14 protein-coding genes and 1 pseudogene are annotated in these 17027 nt (G+C 69.0%); 13 read left to right on the top strand and 2 right to left on the bottom strand.

The genetic code is table 11. The features are described from left to right. Positions 1–42 precede the first annotated feature (42 nt). The 9 genes and pseudogenes from ACZ418_RS29575 to ACZ418_RS29535 all read left to right on the top strand — a co-directional run bounded on the left by ACZ418_RS29575 (position 43) and on the right by ACZ418_RS29535 (position 10041). Entirely contained in the window at positions 43–1023 is a 981-nt protein-coding gene (locus ACZ418_RS29575; protein WP_468368871.1) for an NAD-dependent epimerase/dehydratase family protein, read from the top strand. Positions 1024–1049: 26 nt separating this feature from the next. Next, positions 1050–2171, top strand: coding sequence for an adenosylhomocysteinase (locus ACZ418_RS29570; protein WP_468368868.1), 1122 nt, complete (start codon positions 1050–1052; stop codon positions 2169–2171). Between the two features lie 4 nt (positions 2172–2175). Next, positions 2176–2742 (top strand): NUDIX hydrolase, encoded by a 567-nt coding sequence (locus tag ACZ418_RS29565; RefSeq protein WP_468368865.1) that lies wholly within the window; start codon positions 2176–2178, stop codon positions 2740–2742. Between the two features lie 22 nt (positions 2743–2764). Beyond that, entirely contained in the window at positions 2765–3553 is a 789-nt protein-coding gene (locus tag ACZ418_RS29560; RefSeq protein ID WP_364031820.1) for a 3-deoxy-manno-octulosonate cytidylyltransferase, read from the top strand. 490 nt (positions 3554–4043) lie between these two features. Beyond that, on the top strand, positions 4044–6005 hold the full coding sequence (locus ACZ418_RS29555; RefSeq protein ID WP_468368962.1) for an ABC transporter ATP-binding protein: 1962 nt from the start codon (positions 4044–4046) through the stop codon (positions 6003–6005). Beyond that, positions 6002–7930, top strand: coding sequence for a methyltransferase, FxLD system (fxlM, locus tag ACZ418_RS29550; RefSeq protein ID WP_468368862.1), 1929 nt, complete (start codon positions 6002–6004; stop codon positions 7928–7930). The genes ACZ418_RS29555 and fxlM overlap by 4 nt, the downstream gene beginning before the upstream one ends. After that, positions 7914–8498, top strand: a pseudogene (locus ACZ418_RS29545) (class I SAM-dependent methyltransferase); the annotation flags it as partial. The gene fxlM and the pseudogene ACZ418_RS29545, both read left to right, overlap by 17 nt. 203 nt (positions 8499–8701) lie before the next feature. After that, complete coding sequence (locus tag ACZ418_RS29540; protein ID WP_468368859.1) at positions 8702–9136, top strand: NUDIX domain-containing protein; 435 nt, start codon at positions 8702–8704, stop codon at positions 9134–9136. 68 nt (positions 9137–9204) lie between these two features. Continuing rightward, on the top strand, positions 9205–10041 hold the full coding sequence (locus tag ACZ418_RS29535) for a GNAT family N-acetyltransferase (protein WP_468368856.1): 837 nt from the start codon (positions 9205–9207) through the stop codon (positions 10039–10041). 139 nt (positions 10042–10180) lie between these two features. On the opposite strand, the gene ACZ418_RS29530 is transcribed toward ACZ418_RS29535, so the two are convergent. Then, the gene (locus tag ACZ418_RS29530) at positions 10181–10588 is read right to left on the bottom strand and encodes an acyl-CoA thioesterase (RefSeq protein ID WP_364031834.1); all 408 of its coding nucleotides are present in this window, start codon (positions 10586–10588) and stop codon (positions 10181–10183) included. 93 nt (positions 10589–10681) lie between these two features. Beyond that, positions 10682–11977 carry a helix-turn-helix transcriptional regulator gene (locus tag ACZ418_RS29525; protein WP_468368960.1) on the bottom strand — a complete coding sequence of 432 codons (1296 nt, stop codon included), beginning with the start codon at positions 11975–11977 and terminating at the stop codon, positions 10682–10684. 1440 nt (positions 11978–13417) lie between these two features. Here ACZ418_RS29525 and ACZ418_RS29520 point away from each other — a divergent pair. The 4 genes from ACZ418_RS29520 to ACZ418_RS29505 form a co-directional block, all read left to right on the top strand. Further along, positions 13418–14329 carry a helix-turn-helix domain-containing protein gene (locus ACZ418_RS29520; RefSeq protein WP_468368853.1) on the top strand — a complete coding sequence of 304 codons (912 nt, stop codon included), beginning with the start codon at positions 13418–13420 and terminating at the stop codon, positions 14327–14329. 3 nt (positions 14330–14332) lie between these two features. Continuing rightward, complete coding sequence (locus ACZ418_RS29515) at positions 14333–15016, top strand: zinc finger domain-containing protein (RefSeq protein ID WP_364031843.1); 684 nt, start codon at positions 14333–14335, stop codon at positions 15014–15016. Between the two features lie 158 nt (positions 15017–15174). Then, positions 15175–15819: a WhiB family transcriptional regulator gene (locus ACZ418_RS29510; RefSeq protein WP_208898239.1), complete on the top strand. Its 645-nt coding sequence runs from the start codon at positions 15175–15177 to the stop codon at positions 15817–15819. Next, on the top strand, positions 15816–17027 hold a 1212-nt coding region (locus ACZ418_RS29505), incomplete at its 3' end, for a hypothetical protein (protein WP_468368849.1). The genes ACZ418_RS29510 and ACZ418_RS29505, both read left to right, overlap by 4 nt.

Genomic DNA, 17027 nt, shown 5'->3' with positions numbered 1-17027 from the left:
CTCGGATTCCTGGAGAACTCCGTGTCACAGCACGCATCCCACATGACCACCACCGTGCCCCGCCGGGCTGTGGTGACCGGCGACGCCGGCTTTATCGGCTCCCACCTCGCGCAGGCCCTCGTCCAGGCCGGCGCCGTCGTCATCGGCGTCGACCGTCGTGACCCTGCCACCGACCCCACGGCCGCAGCCAACCTGGCCGCCCTGCAGAGGCTCCCGGGGTACATGCACGTCACCGCTGACCTCCTCAACTGCGCGATCGAGCCGCTGCTCGTGGACGCGAACGCCGTCTTTCACCTGGCCGGCATCCCCGGGGTACGCCCCTCCTGGGGGCCGAAGTTCAGCGAGTACGTCGCCTCCAACATCCTCGCCACCCACCGCGTCATGGACGCCGTCACCCGTATGGGTGTTCCCCGGCTGGTGGTGGCCTCGTCCTCCAGCGTCTACGGCCCCACCGAGGGCGGTCCGAGCGTAGAAACCGACCGGCCACAGCCGGCATCCCCGTACGCGGTCACGAAACTCGCCGAGGAGCAGCTCTGCCTCGCGCACTCCGCCCAGGCCCATTGCCCCACCAGCGTCGTCGCTCTGCGGTACTTCACCGTTTACGGCCCCCGGCAGCGTCCCGACATGTTCACGCACCGCGCCCTCACGGCCGCCCTGACCGGCCAGTCACTGCGTCTGTACGGAGACGGTCACCAGCGCAGGGACTTCACGTACATCGACGACGCAGTCGCCGCCACCATCGCCGCGGCCACGATCCCGACCGCCAGCGGAGTGATCAACGTCGGGGGTGGTTCGAGCGCCTCACTGCTGGAAGTGATCAACATTGCGAACAGCCTCTCCGGTCGCGAGATCCAGGTTCACCAGGAAAACCCCCGCAGCGGCGACGTCCTCACCACCCGCGCCGACCCCGGCCGCGCCCATGAGGTCTTGGGCTGGCAGCCCCAGGTCGACCTTCACAACGGCATGCGAGCCCACATGCAGGCGCTGGCCGCCGAGACCGCCGCGTACGGCCGCGCGGCATAACCAGCGGGACACCAGGAGGAGTTGCAGTGGAGAGTCCTGAAAGGGCCCGACTGGAAGCCTTCTTCCGGCAGATCACAACACGGTTCCCCGCTGGCGAGCACGTCACCACGCTGATCATCACGCACCTGCTCTCCGAGCGGCCTGCGTTCCTCCGCGCGATGGCCGCGACGTCCACGGTCGGTGCTGTACTGCCCAAGCCCAGGTCCGTCGACCAGCCGACGCTGGAGAAGGTCCGACGTGCCTTCACCATCCATGACCTGAACCGGGAACTGTTTGCCGACTCGACCTGGGCGTTGGAGTACCTGGAGGACACAGCAGGCGGCCGGAACGTCATCCTGATAGACATCGGCGGCTACTTCGCGCCGTGCCTCGACACCCTGGTAGAGAAGTTCTCCGGTCGCGTCCTCGGCGTCGTCGAGGACACCGAGAACGGACACCAGCGGTACGCGGCACTCGACCGCCTGCCCTGCCCGGTCGTCTCGGTGGCCCGCTCCCCGCTGAAGGACTGCGAGGACCACCTAGTGGGCCGGTCCATCGTCTTCTCGACCGACGCCCTCGTACGCGCCCGCGGCGACATCCTGACCAGCCGAAATGCCTGCGTCATCGGGTTCGGCAAGGTCGGCCGGGCCATCGCTCAGACGCTGCGCGCCCAAGACCTACGCGTCACCGTCCACGACACCGATCCAGTCAAGAGAGTGCAGGCGCATTCCCATGGCTTCCGTACGAGCGCGTCGACGGCTGAGGCGCTGCGGGAGGCGGAACTCGTCCTGTGTGCCACCGGCAACCTCGCCCTCCGCCAGGGCGATTTCTCCGCCCTGCGCAACGGGGCGTACCTCGCCTCGGTAACGTCCTCAGAGGACGAACTTGAACTCGGCAGCCTCCATGGCCTCTACAAGCGCACCCCGGTCAGCGAGCATCTGACGCGCTACGAGATCACGGGCCACTACTTCTACGTCCTCGCTGACGGCGGCGCCGTCAACTTCGTGCACGGCGCCGCCGTCGGCTCATACATCCATCTCGTTCAGGCCGAGATACTCGCCGCCACCGCGGCCCTCAGCCACGGCCGCTTCCAGTCCGGTCTCCATGAAATGCCCGCACCCGACCGCCAGGCCATCGCCAGGATCTGGTTCGACTACTTCGACAGGTGATTCCATGCCGCCTTCACCCGACCACATCCGTGCCACCGTTGAGGGGTACCTCACCCGCCACCCGTCCGAGCGGGACGCCCTGGCTGCGCTCTTCGTCGCCCTTGCCGGCGGGGACGATCCGACCAGCCGCAAGACCTTTCCCACGCACGTCACGTGCAGCGCCATCGTCATCGACAGCAGCGACCGGGTGCTCCACATTCAGCACAACGCCACGGGCAAGGCTCTCGCGCCCGGTGGCCACAACGAGCCAGGGGACAAAGACCTTCCCGGTGCCGCCCTTCGTGAACTCGGCGAGGAAGCCGGCATTCCTCGCGATGCCGTCGTCCCCCTCCCCGGCTTTGAGACCGTGCCGCTGGACATCGACGTACACGACATCGCCGCGAACCCCGCGAAGGGCGAGCCGGCACACCAGCACGTCGACTTCCGCTGGGCCTTCCTCCTCCGGGCCGAACACGCCGTGACGCTTCAAACCGAAGAGGCCAGCGGATACGAGTGGCGGTCCTTCGAGGACTCTGCCTCGCCGACTGTCCGCGCCAAGCTGGCCCTCCTCCCCCGCCCCACCCATTCCTGACACTCACCGACGGGAGTACGCCGTGGCAGCCACCACCGCCGCACCGCCGAGCACCGCGCGCCGCCACCACATAGCGGTTATCCCGTGCCGCTGGGGAGCCTCCCGATTTCCAGGAAAGCCCCTTGCGCAGCTCGGGGACAAGCCGCTGCTGTGGCACGTCCACCAGCGCTGCCTGGAGGCAGAGCGCCTCGACGGGGTGGTGGTCGCCACCGATGACGAGCGCATCGAGGAGGTGTGCCACCGCCTGGGCATCGAGTGCATGCGGACCGGAGAACACCTCACCGGCACGGACCGCGTCGCGGAGTGCGCAGAACGCCTGCCCGCAGACGCCTACATCAACGTCCAGGGGGACGAGCCGTTCATCTCCCCCACCGCGATTGACGCTGTCTCCCAAGCCATGGAGCACCTGGCACCCAGAGCCCTGGCAGTGAACGCATACACGGAGCTGGACGACGCCGGTGCCGTCCTGGACCACAACGTCGTCAAGGTCGTCGTCGACGCCGAGCACAACGCCCTCATGTTCTCCCGGCAGCCGATCCCCTACCCGCGCGGTGACCGGCCGAGGTACCTGCGTCAGCTCGGTCTCTACGGCTTCACCCGAACGGCCCTCGACACGTTCCGGCGTCTCCCTCAGGGGCCGCTGGAACGTACCGAAGGCGTGGAGATGCTGCGCTTCATCGAGCATGGCCACGACGTACGGATGCTCGGCGTCGCGGACGATGGGTTGGCGGTCGACACTCCCGAGGACCTCGCGAGGGCCGGCACCTTGTTGCGGACTCACACCGGGCGGGCGATCGCCCGCTTCTCCTGATGACCGCGGTCGACCGCCGCTCCCTGGATGATCCGGCGCTCTGCTCACACGCTTCGACGAGACCGCGCCCGTCCCCGGCGCCGCAGCAGCATGCTCGGCGTTTTGGCCACCGCCGCTCCGACCCCTGACCCAGGGGCCGCAAGGGTCGATGCCACCCGCAAGCTCCGGCGCACGCTGAATCCCAGGGTTACCAACACGACCGAAACACATGTGTTCGAAATTCCGGCCGGCTCGTTGAGCCACACGAACCAGCCGCACAACCGTCAAGGGGGACCACGTTGACTTCGGCCAGAACACCAACACATGCGACTCCTCATAACGTGGCACGAGGGGATGGGTACTCGTACCGCGACGAGTCCAGCGGCGTGGCCCCTGTGCGGATGATCACGGTCGCCACCATGGCGCGGTGGCTGCCGACGCCGGCTCTCCGGTCGCTGAGCCGGCCGGGGCCAGGAGGCGCGCGGTGAAGAGGTTCTTCGGACGCGTGCGGATGGCGGAGCCGGAGGTCTCCGACGCCGAGGAGGAACTCTTCGGCGGTCCTCTGCGCTACGACTTGGGTTGGTCGGAACACGAGCGTGCCCGGCTGGACTTGACGATGATGTCGGCTCTGCGCTCCATGCCCAGGCTGGTCGGGGCGACCTTGCGGATGGCGTGGCAGGCAGACCGCCGCGCGCTGCTCACGGTCGCGATCAGCGAGGTCGCGCAGGGTCTCGCCGCAGCCATCGGGCTGCTCGCGGTCAACGCCGTCATGCACGCGCTGCTCGGCTCCGGCACCCCCGGGCAGCGGCTGCACGCGGTTCTGCCCGGACTGCTCGCCGCCGCCGGAGCAGCCGTGGTCAACTCGGGCCTGGCCGGATGGTCCACCTCGCGGGCGGGCCGGCTGGAGCCGCTGGTGGAGCGGATCGCGACGACCCAGTACCTGGCCGCCGCCGCGTCGGTCGAACTGGAGGCCATCGAGGACCCGGAGTTCCGGCGGTTGATCGACGTCGCCCAGTACGGCGCCGGATCCGCCCGCCGCATGATCAGTGCCTGCGTGGCCGCGCTGAACGGGACCATCTCCCTGATCTCCACGGCCGGCGTGCTCACCATCCTCCACCCGGTCCTCCTGCCGATGCTGATTCTCATCGCGGCGCCGCGCGGCTGGGGCGCGATGCGGGTGGCGCAGGAACGGTACGTGTCGGTGATGAGCTGGGTCGAGCATGTGCGGGCCAGCCGCCTCATCGGCAACCTGCTCACCGAGCGCACCGCCGCACAGGAGGTGCGCATCCATGCCGTCGGGCCGTTCCTGCTCAGCCGCTACGAGCGGATGGCCGAGAGCGCCGAGGCCGAGCAGGAGCGGCTGGCCACCGGCAAAGCCGTCACCGAGTGGGTGGCCGCCGCGCTGTCCGGACTCGCCATGGCGGCGACGTACGCGGCCATGTTCTGGCTGATCATGAGCGGGCACATGAGTCTGGCCGTGGCCGGGACCGCCGTCATCGCCGTCCGGTCCGGCTCGGCGAGCCTGGGCGCGCTGGTGATGAATGTGAACCAGTTGCACGAGGAGTCCCTCTACGTCCGCGACCACGCCCGGTTCCTGGACGAGGCGGCACGGCGCACCATCCCCAGCGGGGGTGAGCCCGTCCCGGCACGGGTGAGGCAGGTCGTTCTGGAAAAAGTGAGCTACCGCTACCCGGACCGGGAAGTCCCCGCCCTGGACGAGGTCTCCCTCACGCTGCCCATGGGCTCGGTCACCGCCGTGGTCGGCGAGAACGGCTCCGGCAAGAGCACTCTGATGAAGGTGTTGTCGGGCCTGTTGCTGCCGCAGAGCGGGACCGTGTGGTGGGGAGAAGCGGACATCGCTTCCCTGGACCGCTGCGAGGTATTCGACCGCGTCTCACTGCTCACCCAGGACTTCCAACGTTGGCCCGTGACAGCGGCGTTGAACATCCGGATCGGCCGGCCCGCCCGGCCGGCCGATCCCGAGCACCTGCAGCCTTCGGTGGACTACGCGGGTGCCGGTCCCGTCATCGCAAAGCTTCCCGACGGGCTGCGCACCCTGCTGGCCCGGATGTTCCGCGGCGCGAGCGAACTGTCCGGCGGCGAGTGGCAGAAGATCGGGCTCGCCCGGACCCACTGGCGCAGCGCCACCTCGGATGCCGACGGCGTGCTCATCGTGGACGAGCCCACCTCCGCCCTCGACCCGGAAGCGGAGATCGCCGCCTTCGACCGCATCCGCCGGCTCGCCGCCCCGAACCGGGCCGTCGTCCTGGTCACCCACCGCATGTCCGGCGTCCGCCACGCCGACCGCATCTACGTCCTGCACCACGGACGCCTCGTCGAGCACGGCAGCCACGACGAACTCATGGCCGCCCAAGGGCGCTACGCCTCGATGTTCGACGCGCAAGCCGCCCAGTACGCCCCCGCGGGCACCATCCCCCGCCCCGGCTCCCCCACCGTCGCAGATCCCGCATGACCCGTTCGAAAGGCCCCAGGGTGACGGCTCCCCCCACTACCGCGCAGGAACACGATCCCAGTGCACTGCGGCACCGGCTCGTCGATCAGCTCCTCGCGGCCGGCCACGTCCGCACCGCCAGTGTCGAGGCCGCCCTGCGCAGGGTTCCCCGCCATGCTTTCGCACCGGACGTGCCCGTGCAGACCGCGTACGCCGATGACATCATCCCCACCCGTCACACGCCCGACGGCCGGATCAGCAGCTCCGTCAGCGCACCATGGCTGCAGGCCGTGATGCTCGAAGCGGCCCGCATCCAGCCGGACGACCGTGTCCTGGAGGTCGGCTCTGGCGGTTACAACGCCGCCTTGATCGCCGAACTGGTCGGCCGGACCGGCCAGGTCACCACCGTCGACATCGACCCAGGCGTCACCGACCGCGCCGCCCGCTTCCTCGCCGCCGCCGGATACGACCGTGTCCGTGTCCTGACCGCGGACGCCGAGTATCTGCCCGCCGATGCCGTCCCCGAAGGCGGATTCGACGCGGTGATCGTCACGGTCGACACCTGGGATCTGCCGTGGATCACCATGGTCGCGGAGGGCGGACGCCTCGTCGCCCCGCTACGCCTCCACCAGTACGTTTGGTCCATTGGGTTCACGAAACGCGACGGTGCGCTCGTCAGTGAGGAGCCGCTCACCGTGTGCGGCTTCGTCCCCATGCAGGGCGCCGGCGCATGGGAACCGAATCTACGCACCATCCCAGGCTGCGGCATCCGCCTTGCCTTCGAGGACGGAACGCCCATGCCCGTCGACCAGCTGGCCCCGGCCTTCGGTATGGCGCCCTCAACGGTCCGTACGCACGTCACCGTCGGGGGTGAGGAACCCTTCGACTCCCTCACCCTCTATCTGGCCGGGGCTCTCCCCGGCTTCTGCCGCCTGTCCGTCGACCCGGACCACGACACCGGCCTCGTCAGTCCCCCACCCCCGCACTGGCCCGGCGCGGCCATGGTGCGTGGGAGGTCACTCGCCCGTCTGGCACACGAGCGGATCGGAGACGGCGAAAACGGCGAAGGTCTATACGAGTTCGTCATCCACGGCTACGGACCGGCCGGTCACCTGGCGGCCACAGAAATGGCCGAGCACGTCCGGCACTGGCAGCGCAACCACCGCGCCGCACCCTGCCCGCACATCACGGTCCAGCCCAAGGACGCCACCGGACCGACCGGCGCCTACACCGACGGCCTGCACGTGTTCCATAAGAAACACACGCGGATCAAGATCGACTGGCCCGTCATTCCCGGCGAAGCAGCGCCTGCAGCCCTTGCCGACGCCCAAGACCATGAGCCCTGCTGTCCTGCCCGCTCGCAAAGCGGCCGAGGGGCGACCGTGCCGCCCGCCGCCGACTACTGGGAGCCGCTCTGGGCCGGCGGACGCCGGTATCGCGAGGTCACCCGCACCGAGGCAGCGATGCTGGCCGACCATGTCGGACCGGGCCACGGACGCCCGGCACTCGACATCGGCACCGGCGAGGGTTCCCTCGCCCGCCACCTTTACCAGCTCGGATACCGCACCATCGGCATCGATTTCGCGCCCAGCGCCATCGCCGCGGCCCGCAACACCCAACGGGGCGACGGGCCGGCCTGGCATCTGATGGACTTCGTCTCCGACGACCTCAGCGCCCTGCCGGATGCCGCGTATGCGGTCATCACCTGCCGCCTGGTCTACCGGTGGATCGACGACAAGGCGGCCTTCCTCGACCGCGTCCGACAGGTCCTGGCGCCCGGCGGGACCTTCTGGGTCGTCACCGAACTCGCCGGCCGCCGTAAGGAGGACGATCCGTACAGGCACCTCGGGATCACACCCGCCGAGGCCGAAATCCTCACCGCGGGCTGGTCGGTCGTACGCACCGCCGATCTCGACGTGCTGCGCTGCTATGCACTCCATCCCTGAACTGAGCACGGAGGTCGACGTGTTGGACATCGAGCATCAGACCCGCCTCGCCTGGGACACCTATGGAAAGCACCACCTGGAGCGCGCCACTCCCCTGCCGGAAGTGGAACGGATCAGCTGGGGCCCTGCAGCGAGCGGGCCGGGGGACGCCCTCCTCGGGGACGTCGAGGGCCTGCGGGTCCTGGACATCGGCTGCGGCCCTGGTCGGCACGCCGCCCACCTGGCCCGCACCTACGGAGCGCAGGTGGACGGCGTCGATGCTTCCCTCAGCCAGATCGAGCGAGCGCGTGCCCGCTACCCCGATGTACCGGACCTGCGGCTGGTGCACGCCGACGCCGTCGAGTACCTCGGCACGACAGCCCCGTACGACGTGATCTACTCCCTCAGCACCTTCCACTTCATCGACCCGCACCGGCTCCTGCCCGCCCTGTCGGCCGCTGTCAAGCCGGGCGGACGGCTGTACTTCACCGTGCTGCACACCAACTCCGCCGGCGATGGCCCCGCCTCGACCGTCACCCCACGCCCGGAGATCCTGCGCATGGCCGGCGGCGACGATCTCACGGTGCACATGTGGGTGCTCACACCCGAGTTGTGGGGAGACCTGCTCGTGCACTACGGGTTCCGCGTGCAGGGCATCACCGTCCTCGACGCGCCGGAGAAGAACAACCACGCCTCCTACCGACTGTTCCAGGTCCACCGGCCGGCCCGGATCACCGCCCGTCCCCCACCGCGAAGCCACCCGTCGCCCATGCGGCCGTCGGCGTCGGGGCAGTGCTCCTCGGACCCGAGGGCCTCCTCCTCGGCCGACACCGGCTGGGCACACGGGAGCTGCCCGGCGGGACCGTGGAGCCGGGCGAGTCACTGCACGAGGCAGTCGTGCGCGAACTCGCCGAGGAGACCGGTCTGTGCGCCGACCCGGCCGACGTCCGTCTTCTCGGCATGTTCCTCGACCAGGTCGGCGACGTCGTCCGCATCACCTTCGGCGCGCTCGTCACCCACTGGCAAGGCGAGCCGGCCGACCAGCCTGGCGAGAGTGTCGGAGACTGGCGCTGGTGGCCGCTGGATGCCCTGCCGCCGGACCTGTTCGAGTGCAGCGCCCAGATCCTCACAACCTGGCGCCCGGACCTCCCCATCGACCACGCCCCCGCCCGCTTCTCGCCCATCACCGACCCGCACACGACCGTCTCCGCGTCATCCCAGCCCTGACTGAGGCGGGCCTCGCCCGGTGAACCCCCTACCGCCTCACCCATCGCCGAATCAACAGGACCGATCCCGTGACCACTCCACGCCGTGCCACGCCCGCCGATGCCGAAGGCATCACCCGCCTGCGGTCCGAGCTGATCCTCTCCCAGCCGCTCACCCCTGACTGGCTGGCCCTGTGCCGAGACCAACTGACCGAACGCCTCCAGGCTCACGGCGATGCCCGGGCCTACGTTGTCGAAGCACCCGAGGGAGGACTCGTCACCTGCGCCCTGGCACTCGTCAGCCCCGTACTGCCCGCACCCCGGTATCCCAAGGGACTGGCCGCACGCATCCAAGCCGTGGCCACCCGGCCCGGGTACCGACGTCGCGGCTACGCCAAAGCCGCCCTCACCGCGCTCCTCAACGACCTGGAGCAGGAAGACATCACCCTTTTCGAACTGCACGCCAGTGACGAATCCAGGTCTCTGTACGAGGGGCTCGGATTCGTCAGCGATCCAGCACTGATGCGCAGAACCGCACTACCTCCGCAATCCCGCGGTCAGCACAGGTGCGGCGCTCTGACCGACGACTGGGACACGATCCAGCGTCTGGCCGACACGTTCAGCCGTCTCGATGCCGAGAACGGACTCGCGCCAGAGGAGCAATGGACCCTGCAAGTGCTCAAGCTCGCGGAAGAGGTTGGCGAGGCTGCGCAGGCCGTCATCGGAGCCCGGGGCACCAACCCGAGAAAAGGGCACAGCCACACGTGGACAGACGTCCAAGACGAGGTGGCCGACGCTGTCATCACTGGCATGGTCGCCCTCGCACGACTGCGTCCCGACGCACGTGAATACTTCACTGCCGTCCTGGCCCGAAAAGCCGCGAAGTTCCTTCCGCCACAGGATTCCGGCGACGAGCTGCTTCGCTGACGTAGCCCTGCCACGTGCTCCCGCTTCTCGACGTGCTCAACCGCCTCTCCCGGCAGTGACGGATGCGGCCAGAGACGCATGGGCCCCGGCTGGACGTCGTCAGCCGGGGCCTGCATGCATGCAGAGACAGCGCAGCGGTTCAGGACTCGGTGTAGCGAGCGAGGAAGTCCAGCTCGGCTTGAGAGATCCGTCGCGGCCTGCCGGTCTCCAGGTTGTACGCGGCCATCAAGGTCGTGGCTTCGGCATACAGATGGTCCGCGTCACGGATTTCGTAGGCTAGTTCCAGCCTCGCCCCCCGGCAGGTGACGACCCTGACGTGCACGTCAACGGGCTCCTCGCGGTAGGACAGGGGAGCGCGGTAGTCCACGATGGAGCGGCTGACCACGAATGCGTGCTGGCGGCGGCCGGTTTCGTCGGTGGGCAGCATCTCCTGGAACATCCGGGTCCTCGCCTCCTCCATGTATCGGGGGAAGAGTGCGTTATTGACGTGCCCGTACGCGTCCGCGTCGGCCCAGCGCAACGGGAGGGCATAGGTGTACTTCTTCACGAGAAAGGTCTTCCTGTGTGTGGGGGCGGATGGCATGGGGGCCACTGATGCTGTCGGCGGGCGGCTCTGAGCAAGGCCGTCCATCGCGGTCCCTCAGCCTGCCATGCAGCTCTTCGGCGACTCGGCATTGCCTTCCTGAACCTGCTGCAGGACATCGCGGAGCACACGCTGCTCGGTGTCGCACTCGTCGAGGAGCTGCCCGATGCGAACGCTTGCCGCCGCAGGATCGGCCGGCAGCGCAGCGCGCACCAGCTGACGCATCTCAAGGAGGCACGCGCCCTCTACCGCGTGCCTGGGCACGCGAGCGATAACGGTGGCTGGCGAGACATGGGTGACGGACCAACTACCGGTCGTCTCTTCGGTGGCCCAGACCACGGTGCGCTTGTCCGGCGCAAGCGTCAGGTGGACGTCGGAACCCACGGTCCCGCTGATGGCCGGCAGGGGGACGCCGTTGTCCCCCGCTAGTGCTGCTGCTTCCTCTGCAGTGGCGACAACCATGCGGGCCGCGAGGGTTGCCGCTTCCCTTCGCCAACGGGTGGCGGCGTCCTCGGCCGCACGGTTCTGCGCGTGCCGCTGTGCCGTCGCCACGTCGTTTTCGTTCGCGGTCATGGTTGCCCAAGCGTCGCGGACGCCGCCGAGCGCGTCGCGCTCGTCGTCGCCGTGGCCTTCGATCCAGGTGATCACGACGAAGCGACAGTCGGGCATCGACGCCGGATAGAGGACGTGGCTGACGACCTCGATCGTCTCCCAGTCCAGCGTCGGCACGTTCATCCGGAAGACATGGCCATCGCGGGTCTCCCCCATGTCGTGCTCGGTCTCCCAGACGTGCCGCACGTCGGGGTCCTTCTTGACGTCCTCGATCAGCCGGCGCAGCTCGGCATCATTCGGCCTGGTGGCCTGGGCGAACTTGAGGATCTTCACATACGCCGAGGCGTGTTTGTCCCAGTCCTGGTACTGAGCGCGGGCCTCCGGCGTCGTCAGAGCCCACCGGATGAGATTCGCGCCCGGCTCCATCACCCACGGCCACCACTCCGCCATGGCCGTGTTGAAGGCCAGAATGTTCCAGTGCTGGTCACACAAGTACGCGGGGCTGGGCATCTGCCGGTCGATGAGCAGACGCAAAGCCTGTTGCAGCTCCGGCTGGCCGGACCCGCTCGGCGGAACGAGCATCGAGCCGACGTTGTAGAGCAGCAGCGCGTGGCGCTCGTCGCGGTCCAGCCGAAGTAGCTCGGAGAGGGCCTCGCACTGCGTGCGGGACAGCCGGGGTGGCGTCGCGCCACGTTCGATCTTGCGATACGTGCGCTCACTCATGCCCAGAGCCCTGGCCGTCCGGTACTGCGTTACCCCTGCCGCTTTGCGCCACCTGCGCAGGAGGGCACCGAAGCCCATGTAGTGGCCGGCCACTGCTGTCCGCTGCCGTCGCGCTCCGAAATCTGCCCGCCCGTAGCGTCATTCCCGCTGGGCTTTTGTTCCTGCGTGACCACGAAAATCCTGCCTTTGACTCTCAGGAGACGCAACGTTCTGGGCGCACATAAGGGCCCAGCGGCAGCGAATGCGCTGGACCCGCCCTTCGCCTCCCGGAAGAACCATACGCAATCCTTAACGATCTTGAACCGGGTGGGTCGCCCGCGAAAGGCGGCCACATGGTTCAACGTCGAACAAATGAGGCGCGACATGGTGGCACGTTCACGCCCTAAACGGACATGCCTCAAGATCCACTCCTTGAGGTGGCCGGCAAATCGGCAAAACGTTGCCGCTTTTCGCTGAGCGGAGCGATGAACGGTCTAGACCACACTTCTTAGCGGACATTCGGTTGGCACCGCTGCTGGCATTTCCCTTACCTGATACGTGAGTTACGGCGTCGTAGGTACGCACCAACTACTGCAAGACCCTGGCCACCTACCCCCACAAACTGGACAAATGATCGCCGTTGACGGGGTCGGACGGGCTTGACTTAAATCGCTCTGGCCAGCAGTTCCGCCCATCAATGTGGCATGAGACACAAGGGGGTCGCAGTGAGGATCATGTCCAAGACGCTCGGGTCCTTCGGTCTGTGTCCACCGCTTAGCCGGTTGCTTGTCGACGTCGACGACGACCCGGAACATCCGTCGAGCCGGCCCACTGAAACAACAACCCGAAGCCGGATAGCGGTACGCGCAGCGCGACGGTTATTGATTCGCCATTCGGTGCTATGAGGGCGACGACAAGCGCCGGAATTGACCACCTCATATTTTCTGCGCAGATTTTAGCGCCTCGAATTACGGCTTCGTGTCTATGAGTACTGCCGGTAATCGCGGCAGTCGCCCCGCAGCGGCTCAGCAGTACATGGTCGATCGCCACCAGTCGACCGGACGTGCGACCTCGTCACTCTCTGCAACAAGTACAGAGTTTTAGAGCCAACTCTGGATCTTGACACGGGTCGGTGCGTATGTTCGTCGTCCCCCGGGCACCCCGCCTGGTGCCCATCGAGCGTGAGGAGGAGGGCAGGAACCCAACGACTCGCGCAGGTCCGTATACAGCGACGGCGCCCAGGAGCGGCTACTCCTGGACGCCGAACGCGTAGCGGCACGTACCGCCCCGATCCGGCCCGGCTAGGCCAGAGAGGGCGGAGATTGCCCACCATCACCACGCTGATCCCTTTCCGACGGGCGCTTCAGCGTGGCAACACTGCAAAGGGGATTCTTCCATGCCTCCCGCCATACGCAAAAGGCCCCGTCATCCGGCCTGCGCGGCATCGACTCTCGCCCTGGCGTCGCATCGCTTGGGCACGCTGCACGCCAGCCCGGCGTCGGTGAACAGCCGGCCGTGCGTCGCGGCCGGGGGTGTCCGATGAGCGTCAACGCACGCGAGTGGGTGTGGGAGCACAGCTCCAGCCGGGGCACCGCGCGGCTGGTATTGCTGTCGATCGCCGACCGGGTCGCCGACGACAGGTGCGTCGCCTGGGCCTCGCTGACGAGTCTGGTGCAGAGAACGAACGCCAGCCGGACGGCAGTGAGGGACGCGCTGGTCGCGCTCGACAAGAGCGGCGAGCTGAGGGTGCTGGGGCACCTGGAGGGCCCGCAACGGACCACGGTGTACCGGCTGCCCCGGGCTGCCGCGTGGCTTGCGAAGGTCGCCGACGCTCGACGCGAGGACCCGGAGGCGTACGTCGACCCACCGACCGACTCCGATCCGGTGCCCAAGCTGGACGAGGAGGCCGAGAAGGGCCTGCGGCGGTACGGGATCTGGCCCAAGAAGGGTGCGAAATCTGGCCCCTCCCGCCGGAATCCGGCCGGTACGGAATCCGGCCCCTCGCGTCGGAATCCGACCCCCCGACGTGCCGGAATCCGACCCCAGCACGGTACGGAATCCGACACACAGAACCGTAGAGAACCTAAGTTGAACCGGAATGGCAGCAGTAGTGGTGCTGCCGTCACCTCGGCTGCCGACTGGCAGGTCGACCCAGCCAGCCACACCTGGGCCCGCCAGCAAGGCCACCTCGACCGCCTCGGCGAGGAGGGCCTGCGAACAGCCGACGCGAAGTGGCGCGCCCACCGCGCCGGGCACACCCCCCGACCGCCCGCTGCCTGGGCTGCCGACTGGCGCTCCTGGATCGCCCGGGAGCACGCTCCGGCCCGCCCGAAGCTCTACGCCATACCCGGCAACGGACACGCCCCGACGGGCGGCATGACCCGCGCCGAGGCCCACACCGCCGCTCTCCTCGCCGCCCTCAACGAGCCGACGCCGACCGGAACGGAGTAGCCCATGGACCGCCGCGAAACTGCCGCCCTGCTGGCCTACATCGGCCGACTCGATCCCCGCACCATCCGCACCGACCAGGGCGAAGCCCGCGACCAGCTCGCCCAGTGGCACGAGCTGCTGGACGAGGTACCGCTGGCCACGCCGCACGGCTGGGACGCCTGCGTCGTCGCCCGCCGCCACATCCGCGTCTCGCCATACCAGATCCTGCCCGCGGACATCGCCCGCCCGTGGGAGAGCTACAAGCGCGACCGCCTGCACCGGCACACCGACCCCACCCCGTCGGCCGACCCCGACGACCAGGCGGCATGGACCGCTGAGCTGGTCGGCACCCGCCGTGCGGTCGCCACCGGCTCCGCCCAGCCGGTGATGTACCGGCAGCTGGCCGCAAGCCGTGTCAGCCCGAGGCTGGAAGCCCGGCTGAAGGAAGTCGGCTCCTGCATTCCGCCGGAGGCCAGGGCTGCCCTCGCGCCCTTCCGTCGCGCCCGCGCCGCCCGCGAGGCAGCCCTCGCCCAGGGCCAGCCCGACGCTCTCTCGGTGCGCTGCGATTGGTGCGAGGCACCGGTCGGCGAGCCGTGCCGTCGCCGACGCGTCGACCCCGACGGTTTCGCACGCGGTAGCGCCCCGCGGGCCACCCCGCATCACTGCCGACTGGACCTCGCCGCCGCCCAGCACGCGGCCTTGGCCTGACCGACTCGCACGACGGTGCACCGTCCGGTGCACCCGCGCAACACCACCGTCCCGCCCCTGCTGCCGCGCCCCTGTCCCGCGCCGCAGCAGGCGCCCGACGCCGCGTCCACCCACGCCGACCTGCTGTCGGCCGGCGCGGCAGCACACCGGAGACCACCTTGCGCCACATCACCACCCACACCACGCCGGCCACCGGCCTGCGCGGCATCGGCGACACCAGCTGGCAGCCCCACGGCGCCTGCCACGGCATGGACCCCGACGACGCCGACGCCACCTTCTTTCCCCTGCCCCGGGACTACGAGGCCATCGCCGACGCGAAGGAACTCTGCGCCATGTGCCCCGTGCGCCGCGACTGCCTCAACTACGCCTTGGAGAACGACCTCAAGGAGGGCGTCTGGGGCGGGCTGACCGCTGAAGAACGCGAACCCTGGCACAAGGGACTGCCCCATCGCCTCGACTACAGCCGCGTGATCGCCTTCTTCAACGGCCGCGACGTCCACCTCACCGAGGCCGAGCGGCAGGTCGTCATCGACCACGCCTATGTCCGCGGATGGCGACCCGACCGGCTTGCCGTCGCCCTGCAGATCGGCACCAAGCACGCCCGGGACCTGCTGCGGCAGGCGGCCAACAAGGTCTTCGACCGCGATCGCACCCTTGGCGTACCTCGGCGCAAGGACGCAAAGAGGAAGGCCGTACCCGGCAAGACCAGCCGACCTACGTCCGCCCGGCCCGCCAGACAGCAGCCCGTCACCCGCCCGGTGGCGCCGGCCTCGGCGCACGCCCCTCTCGGAAAGGCCGCATGACCCACCCTTCCCTGTCCCTCGGTGCGAGCCCCGACCTCTCCCACCTGCTCGCCCTCGGCGTCCCCGCCGCCGCGCTAGCCCTGGCTCTGGTCGGCTGGGCGTTCCGGCGACGGGCACAGAACCCGCAGAAACGACTCGGCAATGCCGCGGTCGTGGTCGCCGCCCTGGCCGCGCTCGGCTGCACCGCCTACAGCGCCGACACCAGCTGGCGCTTCGCCGCCGACTATCTCAACATCGCCGGCACGGCCGAACGCGCCAGCATGTTCGCTGCCGCGGAACTGGGCCTGTTCGCCACCGCCCTGATGGCCCGGCAGAACCTGAACACCCAGGGCGCTCCTGGACTGCCGGGCACCTTGGTGTGGCTCATCACCGGAGTGCAGGTGATCCCCGCTTACGCCGAGAGCGGTCCCGTAGGAGGCACTGTCCGCGCCTTCGTCGGACCGGTGATGGCGGCGATGCTCTGGCACCTGGCCATGGGCATCGAGCTGCGCCTGCGCACCCCTGGTGCCGCCTCCCACGGCCTGATCGCCACTCTCGGGCGAGAAGCACGCGAGCGCCTGCTGTCCCGACTTGGCATCGCCGCCCGGGACCGCGACGCTGCGCAGATCACCCGTGACCGCGCCACCGCCCGCGCCGTGGCCCTGGCCACCCGGCTTGCCGAACTCACAGCCGAGCAGCGGCAGAGTCGACGGGGGCGGCGCCTGACCCGGCGGCTGTCGATAGCGATCGGCCGGGCCTCGGTCGCCACCGTCCCCGCCCAGCGAGCCGAGCTGCTGGCCCAGCTTGCCGCCCGCCGACACGCGCTCGCGCTCGCCACCGTCCCGCTGCCCTCCCCATGGTCCCCACCGCGCTCCGGCGAGATGGCGACCACGGTCCCCGCCGCTAGCACCGAGAGCAGCTCGGCCAACGACGGTCCCCACATCGTCGTCACTCGGAACGGGGACCGGGGACTGCAACCTCACCGGGGACCAGACACCGAGAACGCCAAGCAGCACCCCGGGACCAAGGACCGGGCAGCGGGGACCGAGGCGGGGACCGAGGACCGAGACTCGATTCACGGGACCCACGAGCCGGGGACCAAGGCAGTGAACGCGGAGCCCGGTGAGGAGCACGAGAGCCGCTCGGGGACCGGCCTCCTGGTCGATGAAGTGCCTGCACAACGCCCTGAATGGCACCGGGGACCGGGGACCGACGAGTCGGTGACCGAC

Source organism: Streptomyces sp. NPDC030820 (assembly GCF_055572075.1).
This window is presented reverse-complemented; position numbering and strand designations above follow the sequence as displayed.